This is a genomic window from Micromonospora sp. WMMD708 (genome assembly GCF_049315245.1).
In the GTDB taxonomy this organism is placed as follows: domain Bacteria; phylum Actinomycetota; class Actinomycetes; order Mycobacteriales; family Micromonosporaceae; genus Micromonospora; species Micromonospora wenchangensis.
In genome coordinates this window covers 5,007,088-5,022,191 of record NZ_CP186060.1, presented here as the reverse complement: position 1 = coordinate 5,022,191, position 15,104 = coordinate 5,007,088, and the positions used below count along the sequence as shown (strand labels likewise).

General features: G+C 71.4%; 15 protein-coding genes and 1 pseudogene. 9 read left to right on the top strand and 7 right to left on the bottom strand.

Annotated features, from left to right (window positions below; genetic code table 11):
• Positions 1-15 precede the first annotated feature (15 nt).
• Positions 16-1,617 (bottom strand): phytoene desaturase family protein, encoded by a 1,602-nt coding sequence (locus ACN260_RS22085; protein WP_422752854.1) that lies wholly within the window; start codon positions 1,615-1,617, stop codon positions 16-18.
• Between the two features lie 386 nt (positions 1,618-2,003).
• Between ACN260_RS22085 and ACN260_RS22080 the strand changes: the two are divergent.
• Positions 2,004-4,085: pseudogene (locus ACN260_RS22080) on the top strand (MMPL family transporter); the annotation flags it as partial.
• 29 nt (positions 4,086-4,114) lie between these two features.
• On the opposite strand, the gene ACN260_RS22075 reads toward ACN260_RS22080, so the two are convergent.
• Together ACN260_RS22075 and ACN260_RS22070 are read right to left on the bottom strand one after the other, a co-directional pair.
• A complete protein-coding gene (locus ACN260_RS22075) occupies positions 4,115-5,023 on the bottom strand; it encodes a YhjD/YihY/BrkB family envelope integrity protein (protein ID WP_422752853.1) in 909 nt (302 codons plus the stop codon).
• Between the two features lie 255 nt (positions 5,024-5,278).
• The gene (locus tag ACN260_RS22070; RefSeq protein ID WP_422752852.1) at positions 5,279-5,512 is read right to left on the bottom strand and encodes a hypothetical protein; all 234 of its coding nucleotides are present in this window, start codon (positions 5,510-5,512) and stop codon (positions 5,279-5,281) included.
• 26 nt (positions 5,513-5,538) lie between these two features.
• On the opposite strand from ACN260_RS22070, the gene ACN260_RS22065 reads away from it, so the two are divergent.
• On the top strand, positions 5,539-7,098 hold the full coding sequence (locus ACN260_RS22065) for a pectate lyase family protein (protein WP_422752851.1): 1,560 nt from the start codon (positions 5,539-5,541) through the stop codon (positions 7,096-7,098).
• 103 nt (positions 7,099-7,201) lie between these two features.
• On the opposite strand, the gene ACN260_RS22060 is transcribed toward ACN260_RS22065, so the two are convergent.
• Together ACN260_RS22060 and ACN260_RS22055 are read right to left on the bottom strand one after the other, a co-directional pair.
• Positions 7,202-7,561, bottom strand: a complete 360-nt coding sequence (locus tag ACN260_RS22060) for a hypothetical protein (RefSeq protein WP_422752850.1) — start codon at positions 7,559-7,561, stop codon at positions 7,202-7,204.
• Positions 7,562-7,695: 134 nt separating this feature from the next.
• Positions 7,696-7,956: a hypothetical protein gene (locus ACN260_RS22055; RefSeq protein WP_422752849.1), complete on the bottom strand. Its 261-nt coding sequence runs from the start codon at positions 7,954-7,956 to the stop codon at positions 7,696-7,698.
• A gap of 166 nt (positions 7,957-8,122) precedes the next feature.
• On the opposite strand from ACN260_RS22055, the gene ACN260_RS22050 reads away from it, so the two are divergent.
• From ACN260_RS22050 to ACN260_RS22040, 3 genes are all read left to right on the top strand, one after another.
• Positions 8,123-8,914 carry a DUF5753 domain-containing protein gene (locus tag ACN260_RS22050; protein ID WP_422752848.1) on the top strand — a complete coding sequence of 264 codons (792 nt, stop codon included), beginning with the start codon at positions 8,123-8,125 and terminating at the stop codon, positions 8,912-8,914.
• Positions 8,905-9,111, top strand: a complete 207-nt coding sequence (locus ACN260_RS22045; protein ID WP_422752847.1) for a DUF397 domain-containing protein — start codon at positions 8,905-8,907, stop codon at positions 9,109-9,111. The genes ACN260_RS22050 and ACN260_RS22045 overlap by 10 nt, the downstream gene beginning before the upstream one ends.
• A gap of 92 nt (positions 9,112-9,203) precedes the next feature.
• Positions 9,204-9,410 (top strand): DUF397 domain-containing protein, encoded by a 207-nt coding sequence (locus tag ACN260_RS22040; protein ID WP_422752846.1) that lies wholly within the window; start codon positions 9,204-9,206, stop codon positions 9,408-9,410.
• Positions 9,411-9,435: 25 nt separating this feature from the next.
• On the opposite strand, the gene ACN260_RS22035 is transcribed toward ACN260_RS22040, so the two are convergent.
• On the bottom strand, positions 9,436-9,684 hold the full coding sequence (locus ACN260_RS22035) for a hypothetical protein (RefSeq protein ID WP_422752845.1): 249 nt from the start codon (positions 9,682-9,684) through the stop codon (positions 9,436-9,438).
• Positions 9,685-9,891: 207 nt separating this feature from the next.
• Here ACN260_RS22035 and ACN260_RS22030 point away from each other — a divergent pair, with 207 nt between their 5' ends.
• From ACN260_RS22030 to ispG, 4 genes are read left to right on the top strand one after another with little or no spacing between them, the layout of a single operon-like run.
• On the top strand, positions 9,892-10,530 hold the full coding sequence (locus ACN260_RS22030; RefSeq protein WP_422752844.1) for a Uma2 family endonuclease: 639 nt from the start codon (positions 9,892-9,894) through the stop codon (positions 10,528-10,530).
• Between the two features lie 43 nt (positions 10,531-10,573).
• Complete coding sequence (gene dxr, locus ACN260_RS22025; protein WP_422752843.1) at positions 10,574-11,785, top strand: 1-deoxy-D-xylulose-5-phosphate reductoisomerase; 1,212 nt, start codon at positions 10,574-10,576, stop codon at positions 11,783-11,785.
• Positions 11,785-13,026 (top strand): M50 family metallopeptidase, encoded by a 1,242-nt coding sequence (locus ACN260_RS22020; protein ID WP_422752842.1) that lies wholly within the window; start codon positions 11,785-11,787, stop codon positions 13,024-13,026. Before dxr ends, ACN260_RS22020 begins: the two co-directional genes overlap by 1 nt.
• 9 nt (positions 13,027-13,035) lie before the next feature.
• A complete protein-coding gene (gene ispG / locus ACN260_RS22015) occupies positions 13,036-14,208 on the top strand; it encodes a flavodoxin-dependent (E)-4-hydroxy-3-methylbut-2-enyl-diphosphate synthase (RefSeq protein ID WP_422752841.1) in 1,173 nt (390 codons plus the stop codon).
• Between the two features lie 292 nt (positions 14,209-14,500).
• Here the strand turns inward: ispG and ACN260_RS22010 are convergent, their stop codons facing one another.
• Positions 14,501-15,079 carry a PadR family transcriptional regulator gene (locus ACN260_RS22010; protein ID WP_363652231.1) on the bottom strand — a complete coding sequence of 193 codons (579 nt, stop codon included), beginning with the start codon at positions 15,077-15,079 and terminating at the stop codon, positions 14,501-14,503.
• Positions 15,080-15,104 lie beyond the last annotated feature (25 nt).

The window sequence follows — 15,104 nt, the reverse complement described above, 5'->3', positions numbered from 1 at the left end:
CGGGCCGGTCGGGTCTCAGCGGCCCAGGTCGGCGAGGATACGTCGGGCGGCGTTGTGGCCGGCCGCGCCGATCACGCTGCCCGCCGGGTGGCAGCCGGCGCTGCCCGCGTACACGCCGTCGATGCCGGTGGCGTACGGCATCCGATCGGTGAACGAGACGGTGTTGTCGACGTGGTGGATGTGCCCGCCGGTGATGCCGAAGTGCGCCTCGATGCCGGGCGGGGGCAGCGGCACCGCGTCGGCGATCAGGTCACCGGTGCCCGGGGCGTACCGTTCGCAGATCTCCACCAGCCGGGTGACGTAGCCGGGCAGCGCGGTGTCCCAGTCGGTGCCGGCCAGCGTGTAGGGCACCGACTGGACGAACAGCGCCGACGAGTGGTGCCCGGCCGGGTCGGACAGCGACGGGTCGACGGTGGTGTGCAGGTACCACTCGATGGTCGGTTCGTCGGGCAGCCGCCCGGCCCGCACGTCGGCCCACATCGCCCGCAGCGCCGCCATCGGCGACTCGCCGCCCGCCCCGACCATCGACGCCGACCCGGGCAGCAGGTGGATGGTGGACCCGAACGGGCTGGGCGCGTCGGCCGGTAGGCAGGAGAAGCGGGGCAGCCCGGTCAGCGCCAGGTTGAGCTTGAGGGTGGTGCCGGGCCGGCGGACCGCCGCCATCCGCGCGCCCAGCTCCGCCGGCAGCGCGCCGTCGGGCACCAGCTCCATCAGCCGGTACGGGTCACACGCGCCGAGCACCACCTCGGCGGCGACCTCCCGACCGTCGGCGAGCCGGACGCCCGACGCCGCGCCCCCGGACAGGGTGACGGCGTCGACCCGGGCACCGGTCAGGATGGTCGCCCCGGCCGACCGGGCGGCCTCGGCGAAGGTACGCGAGACGGTGCCCATCCCGCCCTCGGCGATCATCCAGGTGCCGTCGGCGCCGGGCAGCCGGCACATGTTGTGCACCAGGAAGTTGTGGCCGGTGCCGGGGTCGTCGGGGCCGGCGTTGAGGCCGGACAGTCCGTCGGTGACCGCGTACATGCTGACCAGCAGCTCGGAGCGGAAGTCGAAGCGGGCCAGGTAGTCGGCGACGGAACCACGGACCAGGTCGACGAAGACCTGCCGCAGCTCGGGGCGGACATGGCGTTCGGCGGTCTGCTCCACCGGCAGCGGCTCGGCCAGCCAGGCCGGGGCCAGGTCGGCGCGCAGCTGCGCCAGCTCGGCCTGGAGCGCGTCGTCGGCGGCGACGTCGGCGGGGGAGAAGAACTCGGTGAGCTGCCGCCGGGTCGCCGCGGTGTCGCTGCCGAACAGCAGGTACGGCGCACCGGGCCCGCCCGGGGTGGGCAGGAAGTAGTGCGGGTCGCGGCGCAGCACCGGGATGCGCACGTCGAGGGTGGCGAGCAGTTCCGGCGGCATCAGCCCCAGCAGGTACGACCCGGTGGAGTGGCGCAGCGCGGGCACCTTCGGGAACGGGTTCTCGGTGCGGGTGGCCCCGCCGATCACCTCCGCCGCCTCCAGCACCAGCACGTCCAGCCCGGCGCGGGCCAGCAGGACGGCGGAGACCAGCCCGTTGTGCCCCGATCCGACGATCACGACGTCGGCACGGGACGGCAGCTCACTCGCATCGCTCATGCCTGCGCAGCCTAGTGCGGCGCGGGGCGTGAAGTATGCCGCCTCGACCGGCTGTCGCGGGCCGCCCGGCTGATCCGGGTCGGCCTGCTGACCCGGGCCGGGGTCCGGCTGACCCGGGGCGAGCGGGTGTCGGCAGCATCAGGCGCGAAACACGGTATGCCTGAGCGGCATAAATATGACCCACAGGCATACCGGTCACCACGGGAAGCGGTGCCCCGCCCGCTCCGGCACCCGGCGGCGACCGGCCCGGGCCGGCCCGGCCCGTCGAACGTGAACGGTTGTTGCAATAGTGGACGGCGATCGCTGCGGGGCCGACGCCGGCCGGGCGGCCCGGAGGCGGGTGACGACGGGTCGGCGGGTCGGCGGGTCGACGAGGGGAGAGGCCGATGTTCGCCTGGTGGGGGCGGGCGGTGGTGCGCGCCCGGTGGGTGGTGCTGGCCGTCGCCGGGATGCTGATCGCCGTCGGGGCGACGTGGGGCACCGGGGTGTTCGGCGAGCTGAGCGGGGGCGGATTCGACGACCCGTCCAGCGAGTCCACCCGGACCGTGCAGCGGGTGACCGCCGAACTCGGTCGGCAGGGCGCCGACGTCATCGTCCTGTGGTCCAGCGACACCGTCACCGTCGAGGACCCGCGGTTCCGTGACCCGGTCACCTTCACGGTGGCCGGGCTGCGCCAGCGCGCCGAGGTGGCCGAGGTGACCACCTGGTACGACGCGCCCGCGCCCGCGCTGGTCGCCACCGACCGCCGGGCCACCTACGCGCTGGTCAAGCTCACCGGCGGCGACGAGGACGCCCGCTCGGCGCAGTTCGCGGCGTTGCGTCCCGCGCTGGACGCACCCGGCCTGCGCACCGACGTCGGCGGGCTGGTGGCGTTCCAGGACGCGGCCACCACCCAGAGCACCGAGGATGTCACCCGCGCCGAGCTGCTGTCCATGCCGGTGCTGCTGGTGCTGCTCGTGTTGATCTTCGGTGGGCTGGTCGCCGCCGGCACCCCGCTGCTCGTGGGCGGGCTGGCCATCCTCGGCGCGTTCCTCGCGGTCCGCCTGGTCAACATGGTCACCGACGTGTCGATCTTCGCGATCAACGTGATCACACTGATCGGCCTCGGGATGGCGGTCGACTACGCGCTGTTCATCGTCAGCCGGTTCCGGGAGGAACTGGCCGCCGGCCGGTCCGTCGCCGAGGCGATCGGCCGCACCATGCTCACCGCCGGCCGGACCGTCTTCGTCTCCGGGCTGACCGTCGCGCTCGCCATGGCCAGCCTGCTGATCTTCCCGCAGCCGTTCCTGCGGTCGATGGGCTTCGGCGGGATGGCCGCCGTCCTGATCGCCATGCTGGCGGCGCTCACCGTGCTGCCGGCCCTGCTGGTGGTGCTCGGCCACCGGGTGGACGCGGTGCGCGTACCGCTGCCGTGGCGGCGGGGGACGCGGGGTGGGCGGCCGGCGGCGGGTGCGGCCGGCGGCGCCTGGGCCCGGATCGCGCGCAGCGTGATGCGCCGGCCGGCGCTGTACCTGGTGGGGGTCGCGGTGCTGCTCGGCGTGCTGGCCACCCCGTTCGCGCGGATCACCTTCGGCGGGGTCGACGAGCGGGTGCTGCCGGCGGACGCCGCACCCCGGGTGGTCTCCGAGCGGATCGCCGCCGAGTTTCCCGGCGGCACGATCGCCCCGGTCGAGGTGCTGGTCTCCGGCGCGTCGGCCGAGGCGGTACGCCCGTTCGCCGACCGGATCGCGGCGCTGCCCGGGGTGACCGGGGTGCAGGTCACGGCGGCGAAGGGGGAGTCCACCCTGCTGTCGGTGAGCTACCCGGGGGAGCCGACCGGCGACGACGCCCGGGACCTGGTGCGGACGCTGCGCGACCTGCCCGGCCCGGACGGGGCGCAGGTGCTCGTCGGTGGCCGGCCCGCCGCCGACGTCGACCTGCTGGACAGCCTCGGCGACCGGTTGCCGTGGATGGCCCTGCTGATGGCCGGCGCGACGCTGCTGCTGCTCTTCCTCGCCTTCGGCTCGGTGGTGCTGCCGGTCAAGGCGGTGCTGATGAACCTGCTGTCGATCGGCGCGTCGTTCGGCGTGGTGGTCTGGATCTTCCAGGACGGGCACCTGTCCGGCCCGCTCGGTTTCACCTCCACCGGGTTCATCGAGCCGAGCAACCTCATCCTCATGCTCGCGGTGCTGTTCGGGCTGGCCACCGACTACGAGGTGTTCCTGCTCAGCCGGGTCCGGGAGGAGTGGGACCGCACCGGCGACAACACCGCCTCGGTCGCCACCGGTCTGCAACGCACCGGTCGGATCATCACCGCCGCCGCGCTGCTGCTGATCATCGTGGTGGCCGGATTCACCACCGGCGGGATGGCCTACATCAAGCTGATCGGCGTTGGCATGATCGTGGCGATCGTGGTGGACGCGACCCTGGTCCGGGCGCTGCTCGTGCCGGCCACCATGCGGCTGCTGGGCCGGTGGAACTGGTGGGCCCCGGCACCCCTGGCCCGGTTCTGGGCCCGCTACGGCCTGCGCGAGACCGACGATCCGGCGGCGTCACCCACCCCCGACGCCTCGGAGCCGGACGCCGACCCGGAGGCGGCGGCGCGGCCGACCCGCCAACGGGACAACGCGAGGGTGGCCGAGTAGCCGGCCAGCACGATCACGTGGAACAGGTAGAGCCAGAGCAGCACCGCGACGCCGGCCCCGACCGGGTCGAAGCCGCCGAACGGCACCCCGAGATCCAGCGGGAGCGAGCAGAACAGCACGAAGCCGTGCAGGAAGCCGGAGAGGTTGGCGGCGGTGAACGAGCCGACCGCCAACGTCGACAGCCAGTCCGGTGAGGCCGGCCCGACCACCCGGAACACCCACGTCAGCACCGGGGTGAGCACCAGCCACACCGCCAGGAACGACAGCACGATGCCCAGTGCGGCGACCCAGCCGCCCTGCCGGATGAGCCGGGTGGTGGTGGGCAGCGCGATGAGGATCGACAGCAGCAGGGCGGGGGCGGGGGCGAGCAGCGGCAGCAGCAGCAACCGGCCCCGCCAGCCGACCAGTGACTCGTCCGGGTTGGGTGCGGTCGCCACCGAGACGAACGCCCGGCGCAGCCCCTCACCGTAGAGCGAGGCGGGCAGCAGGGAGGCCAGCGCCAGCAGCGGGGTCAACTGCACCCCGGCATTGACCAGCGCGTCCACCGCCTCGGGCGCACCGATCGCGTCCGGCAGCGTCTCCACGGCGTACGCGGTGAGCCGGCGTACCCGGTCCGCGCCCGCCACCAGCGAGGTCAGCCAGATCGCCAGCAGGGCAACCGGCACCACGGCGATCGCCCCGTAGAAGGTGATCGCGGCGGCGTGCAGGGAGAGGTCCCGTCCCCGTACCGGCCGGAACGCGGCGCTGGTGATCCGCTTCGTACGCTGCCATGCGTCGCCCATCGCGATGTTCTTCCCCCTGTCGCCCGCCGCCACGCATCACGATCCCGCGTCATGCCCGTGCGCCGGCCGTGATCGGGTCAACTGGGCCGATGTTGCGGTGTCATGGCGCCGGGATGGCGCAACATCGGCCCCAGCGAGTGGATCACTAGCGGACTGGCCGGCGGTCGGGCGGTCATTAGCCGCAATCCGGACGACATCTTGCGGTATCGATAGATGCCACCCTATCCTCGCCTGTGGAAAGCGCTTTCCAGATGCTCAGTGCGGGTGCCCCGGCGAGTTCCGCTGCCGCCGCAGGCACCAGTTCGCCGTGCGCGGCAGCACGGCGAGCGGGTCGACCCGACCACCGGCGCAGACACCCCTGGCCGGCCGGCGACTCCGCCTGACGGCCGCGAACGCCCGGCCCGTCCCCGGCGCGCAGAGGTCCAACAGGATCACCGTCATCACCGCCGCCCGACCGGGCACCACACCACCCGGCAGCGGCACCACCACCAGGTAATGAGAAAGGTGACGCGAGGATGAGACGACCAGTTGCACGACGAGTCCAGGCGGGGCTGGCCACGGCCGCCGTCGGTGCCGCGATCTGCGTGGCCCTGCCGGTGCACCAGGCGTCGGCGGCGGCCGGCAGCGCCAGCGGCTACGCCACCCAGAACGGCGGCACCACCGGCGGCGCGGGCGGCCAGACCGTACGGGCCACCACCGGCACCGCGATCCACGCCGCACTGTGCAACCGGGCCAGCAGCAGCACCCCGATCGTCATCGAGGTGCAGGGCACCATCAACCACGGCAACACCACGAAGGTCTCCGGCAGCAGCTGCAACACCGCCGCCGACAAGATCGAGCTGAAGGAGATCAGCAACGTCACCATCGTCGGGGTCGGCAGCGGGGCGGTCTTCGACCAGCTCGGCATCCACATCCGCGACTCCCGCAACATCATCATCCAGAACGTGACGGTCCGGAACGTCAAGAAGTCGGGCTCGCCGACCTCCAACGGTGGGGACGCCATCGGCATGGAGAGCAGCGTGCGCAACGTCTGGGTCGACCACGTCACGCTGGAGGCATCCGGTGGTGAGTCGGAGGGCTACGACGGGCTGTTCGACATGAAGGACGACGTCCAGTACGTGACGCTGTCGTACAGCGTCCTGCGCAACTCCGGCCGGGGCGGCCTGATCGGCTCCAGCGAGAGCGACCGGGGGAACGGCTTCATCACGTTCCACCACAACCTCTACCAGAACATCGACTCCCGTACGCCGCTGCTGCGGGGCGGGATCGCGCACGCCTACAACAACTCGTACGTGCAGTTGAACGAGTCGGGGATCAACTCCCGGGCCGGCGCGCGGGCCAAGGTGGAGAACAACTACTTCAAGAACTCCCGGGACGTGCTGGGCACCTTCTACACCAGCGAGGCCGGCTACTGGCAGGCCAGCGGCAACATCCTGGACAACGTGACCTGGTCCAGCCCCGGCAGCGAGACCAACCCCGCCGGCCCGGGTATGCCGTCGAACACCAGCGTCAGCATCCCGTACTCGTACCGCCTCGACGGGGCGAGCTGCGTGCCGGACATCGTCCGGCAGACGGCCGGCGCGAACATGGGTCTCAAGGAGTCGAACGGAAGCTGCACGCCGACCACCCCGAACCCGACCACCCCGGCCCCGACCACCCCGAACCCGACCACGCCGGCCCCGACCACCCCGCCGCCCACCAGCACCCCCGGCGGGACCAACCTCAGCATCGGCGCCGGCGCCGACGGCTCCAGCAAGGCCAGCGGTACGAGCTACGGCGACGTCCGGGACGGCAACCTGGGCACCTACTGGTCGCCGGCCGGGTCGACCGGTGACATCTCGATCAAGTGGGGCTCCGCCACCAGCATCTCCTCGATCAACATTCGGGAGGCGTCCGGCTCGGTCGGCAGCGTCACCTCGTGGCAGGTGCTCAACGGCGACACCAGCGCGGTGCTGGCCTCCGGCAGCCGGGCCGGGGTGATCACCTTCGCCCGTACCTCGCTGAAGAAGGTCACCTTCCGGATCAACAGCTCTGCTGCCACCCCGAAGATCGCCGAGTTCGAGACCTACGCCTGACCGTCGTCCCCGGCCCGGTCCCGGGGCGATGATCGACACAGTGGGGCCGAGGTAGGGGTGTCCGGTCGGCGAGGACACCCCCACCTCGGCCCTCTTGTGTCGATCAACCCGCGTCGACGGGCGCGGCTGCGGGCGACGACCTGGACGGCGGGTCGGGTGGTGGCCGGTCGTGGCGGGTCCACCCGATGAACCGGGTGAAGTAGGCGGCCGGGTCGACCGTGCCGGTGCCGACCGTCAACGCATCGGTGATCGCGTCGTGCATCAGCAGGCAGAGGTAGATGGCCAGCGCCGGCCGGTCGTGGGCGTACTCCCGCCGCAGGCTCAGCTTGGCCGGCTGGCACGGCCACGGGGCGGCACAGGCCCGGCACCGCCAGGCGGGCCGCGCGGCGACGTGCCGACCGGAGCCGTCCCGCCGGACGGCCGCCGGCCACCTGCGCCGCGCGTCACCCTCCGACGAGGTCACCGGTGCAGGCCGCCCCTGCCATGAACTGTCCGTCGGCGGGGTCACCGCCGACAGCGACCGTTCCCGTCGTGCGTCGTCCGGCGGCGTCACGGCCGACGCCGGTCGCCCGCGCCGTGCGCCGCCCGTCGGTGGGGTCACCGGTGTCGGCCGTTCGCCCGGCGGGCCTGGCCCCGGGTGACCAGGCCCGCCGCGCCCACCCGGTAGACGGCGGTGGGACCGTTCCACAGGTGTCGGCGGTGCGCCGGCAGCGGGGGCGGTGGCGGTTCCCGCAGCGGTACGGCGGCCAGCCGGTCCGGGCACGGCCAGCGCAGCCCACAGGTGCAGTGCCGACCCCAGCGGGACCAGTCCCGGCGATGCCGTGGCGTCACCGGCACCGGCCTGTCACGTTTTCCCATCCACCTGCTCCTTCCGTAAGCCTGTTCACACTCTGCTGTGGACGCGGCTACTTTCTGAAGGGGGCGCGGGGTCTCAGCATCGACTGTGCCGACCGGGTTCGGTCCCGTGGTCGTCGCTGGCGGCGGGTGGCAGACGTGTGGTGGAGGTGTGATGACCGGTGGACGGATGTCGACCCTGGAATTCCTCGGCGCGGAGTTGCGCCGGGCGCGCAGGGAACGCGGGCTGAGCCAGGAGGACCTGGCCCAACAGATCAGCTATTCGTCGTCGCTGGTGGGCATGGTCGAGATCGGCCACCGTACGCCCTCGCAGGACTTCATCACCCGCGCGGACGCCGCCCTGGCGGCCGGCGGCCTCTTCGAACGGCTGCTCGCCCTGGTCCGCGCCGACTCCGCCCCACCCTGGTTCCGGGAATGGATCAGCGTGGAGCGGGAGGCGACGCTGATCCGCTGGTTCGAGCCGTCCCTCATCCCGGGTCTGTTGCAGACCGAGGCGTACGCCCGTGCCGTGCTGCACGGTGGTGGAATGCTACGGGAGGGAGAGACCGAGCAGCGACTCGCAGCGCGTCTGGAGCGACAGTCCGTGCTGGAGCGGGAGCCTCCACCGGAATTCGTGGCCGTGGTTGACGAGGCGGTCCTTCGTCGGGCGGTCGGTGAGCCGGCGGTCATGATCGGGCAGTTCGAGCATTTGCTGCGGCTGACTGAACACGCACACATCAGCGTGCATGTGGTGCCAGCGGATGCCGGTATGCATGCCGGCCTGGCCGGACCGTTCATCCTGGCTCGCACGCCCGAGGGCGGCGAGGTCGCGCACCTGGACACCCCACTGCGAGCGCAGGTCACCGATCGTCCAGATGACGTTGATAGCCTTCAACGCAGGTGGGAGAACCTGCGGGGCGAGGCGCTGCCCCGGCGGGCCTCCCGGGAGCTGATACGGGAGTTGGCGAAGTCATGGAGCTGACCGGCGCGATCTGGCGCAAGTCGACCCGCAGCGACAATGGCGGTGCCACCTGTGTGGAGGTGGCGACGAATCTGCCGCTGGTGGTCGGGGTGCGGGACAGCAAGGACCGGCGTGGCCCGGTGTTGACGTTCACACCCGTCGCCTGGGCCGGCTTCGTGGCCGCGACCAGGGCGGGCACCCTCGGCGTCCGCCAGTGACCGACTCGTCGCTGCCTGACGGCGTTGATGTATCAGTGTGAACGGGCCGTCCGCGTGGTTGTCCCGGGATTTCGTACAGGAGTTGGGTAGTCATGGAGCTGACCGGCGCGATCTGGCGTAAGTCGACCCGCAGCGACAACGGTGGCTCCACGTGTGTGGAGGTGGCGACGAATCTGCCGCTGATGGTCGGGGTGCGGGACAGCAAGGACCGGGGTGGGCCGGTGTTGACCTTCGCCCCTGCCGCCTGGACCGGCTTCGTCGTCGCAGCCAGGGTGGGCACCCTCACCGACCGCCCGTAGCGGATCCGCTCGTCGTTGCGCCGGATCAAAAGAGCTTCGGGGAGTCCGCCGAGAAGTAGGCACCCTGAAACAGGTCCTTGCGAGCGATTTCCAGGTTGCGGGCGGCGGTGTCGAGCATCCGGGCCAGGTCGTCGCAGCCAATGGTCATGGAGACTTTGCGCTTCGCCCGTTCGGTCCGCTTGATCGCCTGCTCGATGTTGAGCAGCGCTTCGGAAACCTCGCGGAGGCCGGACTCTCGGGCCGCTTGTTCGGGGGTGTGGTCAAGATCGGACATGCATGGTCCCCATCGGGAGTTGAGTGGAATCGGTGGGTGCTCTGACCGGGCGGTCCGACGGGGCACGCTTCCACTCTTCGTCGGTGTCGGTCGCACCTACTGTGCGACTGCCCTGACGGATGTTGGGTGAGGGTGGCCCCTGTCGCCCGCAGTTCGCGTCGACCTACCTCGTGGGCAGGGCAGCGTTCCCGGAGGCAGGTTGCGGCGATGAGGGCCAGGCACGACAAGGCGCTGTGGGAGCGCAACGAGGCATGGACGGCGCGGCGGGCGCTCGACCTTGTGCCGCCCCACAACGGCGCCCGCGTGGAGGTGCTTCGCGGCAGTGTCGTCATTTCACCCGATGGCGACTACGACCAGCGGACCGCCCAGCGGGAGTTGGCGTATCTGATCAGCCGAGCTTGCCGGCCCCACGGGTGGTGGGTGGGTTGGTCGGTGAACCTGACTGCACAGGATGATCTTCTGGTTCCGCACCTCGCGGTGCTGCGACAACCGGGAAAGGGCCGACGAGCCATGCCGGTGGAGGCGGCGGTGCTGCTCGGCGAGATCGGCCCGTCCCAGGTCGCAGGTCCCGGCGTGATCGACCGCCCCCCGGAGTACGCCGCCGGGGTTCCCTTCTTCCTCCGGGTCGACCTGCGCAACCGGGTTCCCACCCTGGCGCTCTACGAGCTGACCGACGGGGAGTATCGACCGACGGCCGCTGCTGCTGCGGGGACGACGTTCGTCATGACACAGCCGTTCGCATTCTCGGTCGACCCGGCCGAGCTGCTGGACGAAGCGGCACCTCTCGGCGAGGAGGCGGAACCGGTGGGGCAGGAGGCGGGCACGGAGGGCGACGTCGAGGGGTGAGGCTCCCAGCCGGCGCTCAGCGGGTACGGGGCAGAATGGCCGGGTGACAACTCCCCGGGACCTCGTACTGCTCGGCTCCACCGGTTCGATCGGCACCCAGGCGATCGACATCGTCAGGCGCAACCCCGACCGGTTCCGGGTGGTGGCACTCGGTGCCGGCGGCGGCAACGTCGAGTTGCTCGCCACCCAGGCGCTCGAACTGGGCGTGGACGCGGTCGGGGTGGCGAAGGCGTCCGCCGCGCAGGACCTCCAGCTCGCCTTCTACGCCGAGGCGGGCCGGCGCGGCTGGGCCACCGGGGAATTCAAGCTACCGAAGATCATCGCCGGTCCGGACGCCATGACGGAACTGGCACGGTGGCCCTGCGACGTGGTCCTCAACGGGGTGGTCGGGTCGCTCGGGCTCGCGCCGACGCTGGCCGCGCTGCGCTGTGGTCGTACCCTCGCGTTGGCCAACAAGGAGTCGTTGGTGGCCGGCGGCCCGCTGGTCAGGGCCGCGGTGACGCGGCCGGGGCAGATCGTGCCGGTCGACTCGGAGCATTCGGCGCTGGCCCAGTGCCTGCGCGGCGGCACCCGGGGCGAGGTACGGCGGCTGGTGGTCACGGCCAGCGGCGGACCGTTCCGGGGGCGGCGGCGCGACGAGCTGACCGCTGTCACCCCGGAGCAGGCGCTGGCCCACCCGACGTGGAACATGGGGCCGGTCGTCACGATCAACTCGGCCACCATGGTCAACAAGGCGCTGGAGGTGATCGAGGCGCACGAGCTGTTCGACGTGCCCTACGCCGACATCACCGTGATGGTGCACCCGCAGTCGGTGATCCACTCGATGGTCGAGTTCGTCGACGGCTCGACCCTGGCCCAGGCGAGCCCGCCGGACATGCGGCTGCCCATCGCGCTCGGCATCGGCTGGCCCGACCGGGTGCCCGACGCCGCCACCGCCGTCGACTGGACCACCGCCCACACCTGGGAGTTCGCCCCGCTCGACGACGAGGCGTTCCCGGCGGTGGCGCTGGCCAAGGCGGCCGGCGAGGCGGGCCGCTGCCGCCCGGCGGTCTACAACGCGGCCAACGAGGAGTGCGTCGCGGCGTTCGTCGCCGGACGGCTGCCGTTCCTCGGCATCGTCGACACCCTCGGGCGGGTGTTGGAGGAGGCCCCCGATTTCGGTGAACCAGGTACCGTCGAGGACGTGCTCGCCGCCGAATCGTGGGCGCGCGCGCACGCGCAGGAGATCATCTCGGGGTCGGGGAAGGAAGCCTGATGCTCTATCTGCTCGGGGTGGTGGTGATCGCCCTGGCGATCCTCATCTCGGTGAGCCTGCACGAGGCCGGTCACATGTTGACCGCCAAGGCGTTCGGCATGAAGGTCACCCGCTACTTCGTCGGCTTCGGGCCGACCATCTGGTCGTTCCGCCGGGGTGAGACGGAGTACGGCCTCAAGGCCATCCCGCTCGGCGGGTTCTGCAAGATCGTCGGGATGACGCCGCAGGACGACGACGTCGAGCCGGGCGACGAGAAGCGGGCCATGTGGCGTTACCCGGTCTGGAAGCGGACGATCGTGATGTCCGCCGGCTCGGTCACCCACTTCGCGCTTGCCATCGTCGCGATCTGGCTGGCCGCCATGTTCATGGGCCTGCCCAACAAGGACCTGCCCAACCCGCTCCCGGCGCACGTCAAGGTCGTCGAGTGCGTCGTCCCCACCGACGCGGTCCGCGAGTGCGCCCCCGGAGACCCGGTCAGCCCCGCCAAACAGGCCGGGCTGCGCGACGACGACAAGATCGTCGCGGTGAACGGCGTCGCCGTCCCCGACTACGCCGCGCTGGTCAAGACCGTCCGTGACCTGCCGCCGGGCCAGCCGGCGACGATCAGCTACGAGCGCGACGGGGTCGCCGGCCAGGTCCGGGCCGACCTCGCCGCCGTGCAGCGCAAGCCGCTGGACGACCCGGACGGCGCCCCGGTCACCGTCTCCGCCCTCGGCGTCGCCGGGCCGATGCTCCCGCCCGGCGTCCCGGCGAACGTCACCTACGGCCCGGTCGAGGCCATCCCGGCCACCGCCGGCTACACCAAGGACCTGGCCGTCGGCACCTACGAGGCACTCAAGCGCATCCCCGACAAGGTGCCCGCCCTGTGGACCGCCGTGACCGGCGGCGAGCGGGACAAGGACACCCCGATCAGCGTCGTCGGCGCGAGCCGGCTCGGCGGCGAAGCCCTGGAGAACGGCGTCTGGCAGCTGCTGGTCCTGCTGTTCATCTCGCTGAACTTCTTCGTCGGCGTGTTCAACCTGCTGCCGCTGCTGCCCCTGGACGGCGGCCACATCGCCATCGCCTGGTTCGAACGGGCCCGTTCCTGGCTCTACGCCCGGATCGGCCGGCGCGACCCGGGCCGGGTCGACTACCTCAAGCTGATGCCCATCACGTACGCGGTGATCCTTATCGGTGGCGCGTTCACCCTGCTCACCGCCACCGCGGACATCGTCAACCCCATCACGCTCTTCACAAGGTGAGTGCCTGAAGTGACCGCTGTCAGTCTCGGTATGCCTGCCGTGCCGCCTCCGCCGCTTGCTCCGCGTCGGGTCAGTCGCCAGATCATGGTCGGTTCGGTGCCGGTCGGTGGTGGTGCGCCGGTGTCGGTGCAGTCGATGACCACCACCCTCACCTCCGATGTGAATGCCACCCTGCAGCAGATCGCCGAGTTGACGGCGTCGGGTTGTCAGATCGTCCGGGTGGCCGTGCCCAGTCAGGATGATGTGGAGGCGTTGCCGGCGATCGCGAGGAAGTCGCAGATCCCGGTGATCGCCGACATCCATTTCCAGCCGAAGTATGTGTTCGCGGCGATCGATGCGGGTTGTGCGGCGGTGCGGGTCAACCCGGGCAACATCCGGCAGTTCGACGACAAGGTGAAGGAGATCGCGGCGGCGGCTTCGGCGGCGGGTACGCCGATCCGGATCGGCGTCAACGCGGGTTCGTTGGACAAGCGGCTGCTGGCCAAGTACGGCAGGGCCACCGCCGAGGCGTTGGTCGAGTCGGCGTTGTGGGAGTGCTCGTTGTTCGAGGAGCACGGTTTCCGGGATATCAAGATTTCGGTGAAGCACAACGATCCGGTGGTGATGATCCGGGCGTACCGGCAGCTTGCCGAGCAGTGTGACTATCCGCTGCATCTGGGGGTGACCGAGGCCGGTCCGGCGTTTCAGGGCACCATCAAGTCGGCGGTGGCTTTCGGGGCGTTGCTGGCTGAGGGGATCGGCGACACGATCCGGGTGTCGTTGTCGGCGCCGCCGGTGGAGGAGATCAAGGTCGGCAACCAGATCCTGGAGTCGCTGGGGTTGCGTGAGCGTGGGTTGGAGATCGTTTCCTGCCCGTCGTGTGGCCGGGCTCAGGTGGATGTCTACAAGTTGGCCGAGGAGGTCACCGCCGGTCTGGAGGGGTTGCCGGTGCCGTTGCGGGTCGCCGTGATGGGTTGCGTGGTGAACGGGCCGGGTGAGGCCCGTGAGGCCGATCTCGGGGTCGCCTCGGGCAACGGCAAGGGGCAGATCTTCGTCAAGGGACAGGTCGTCAAGACCGTCCCCGAGGGACAGATCGTCGAGACCCTGATCGAAGAGGCGCTACGCATCGCCGACGAAATGGGCGCGGAGATCCCCGAGGAACTGCGCGACCTGATCCCCGGCCCCACCGTCACCGTGCACTGAGCCACTGTCGGAACGGGCGGCCCTCCCACCGGGAGGGCCGCCTTTTTCGGTAAGGGGGCCGATCGTCGCCGGGATGCCCGGCGACCCGGGTCGGGGTCATGGTGACCCCCGGCCTGGGTCACGGTGATGCGGGGGTGGGTGTCCTGTGGTGGTCCGGCACGGGTTGCGGGTCCGGGTCGGGCATGGTGGTGATCCGGGTCGGGCTGTTCGTGGTCCGGGCCGGCAGGCGGGGTTCGCCGTGCTGGCCCGGACGTCGCGGGTCGCCGCGGTGTCGGGTCGCCCCCTCGGGGGGTCACTCCGATTCGGCGAGGATCGCGTACAGCTTGCGGCGGGTCTCGTCGAGCACCTGGGCGGCGCGTTCCCGCTGGTCGTCGGTGCCGGTCATCATCACCTGGCGCAGCGCGTGCATGGCCTGCGCGCCCGCGTCGCGGATGTCGTGCCAACTGTTGACGGTGTCCTCGGCGAACTCGGCCCAGGGTGGGGTCTGCGCGGCCGTCGCAGCCTCCTCCCGACCGGCCTCGGTCAGGTCGAACCGCTTGCGCCCGCCGCCGGCCGGATCGGTGCTGGCGGCGATGACGCCCTCGTCCTCCAGCAGTTGCAGCGTCGGATAGATCGACCCCGGGCTGGGCCGCCAGGCCCCGCCGGTGCGGGAGTCGATCTCCTGGATCATCTCGTAGCCGTGCATCGGCCGCTCGGTGAGCAGGGCCAGCACGGCGGCCCGGACGTTGGGCCGGCGTCCCCGGCCGCGCCCGCGCCCGCCCCGGCCGCCGCCCCAACCCCCGTGCCCGTGTGGGCCGGGCGGTACGGGCGGGAAGCCGAAGCCGCGCTGCCGGGCCTCCTGCAGTGCGTGGATCCGACGGTGGAATCCCATCGTGTCGTCCTTTCGTTGTGCTGTC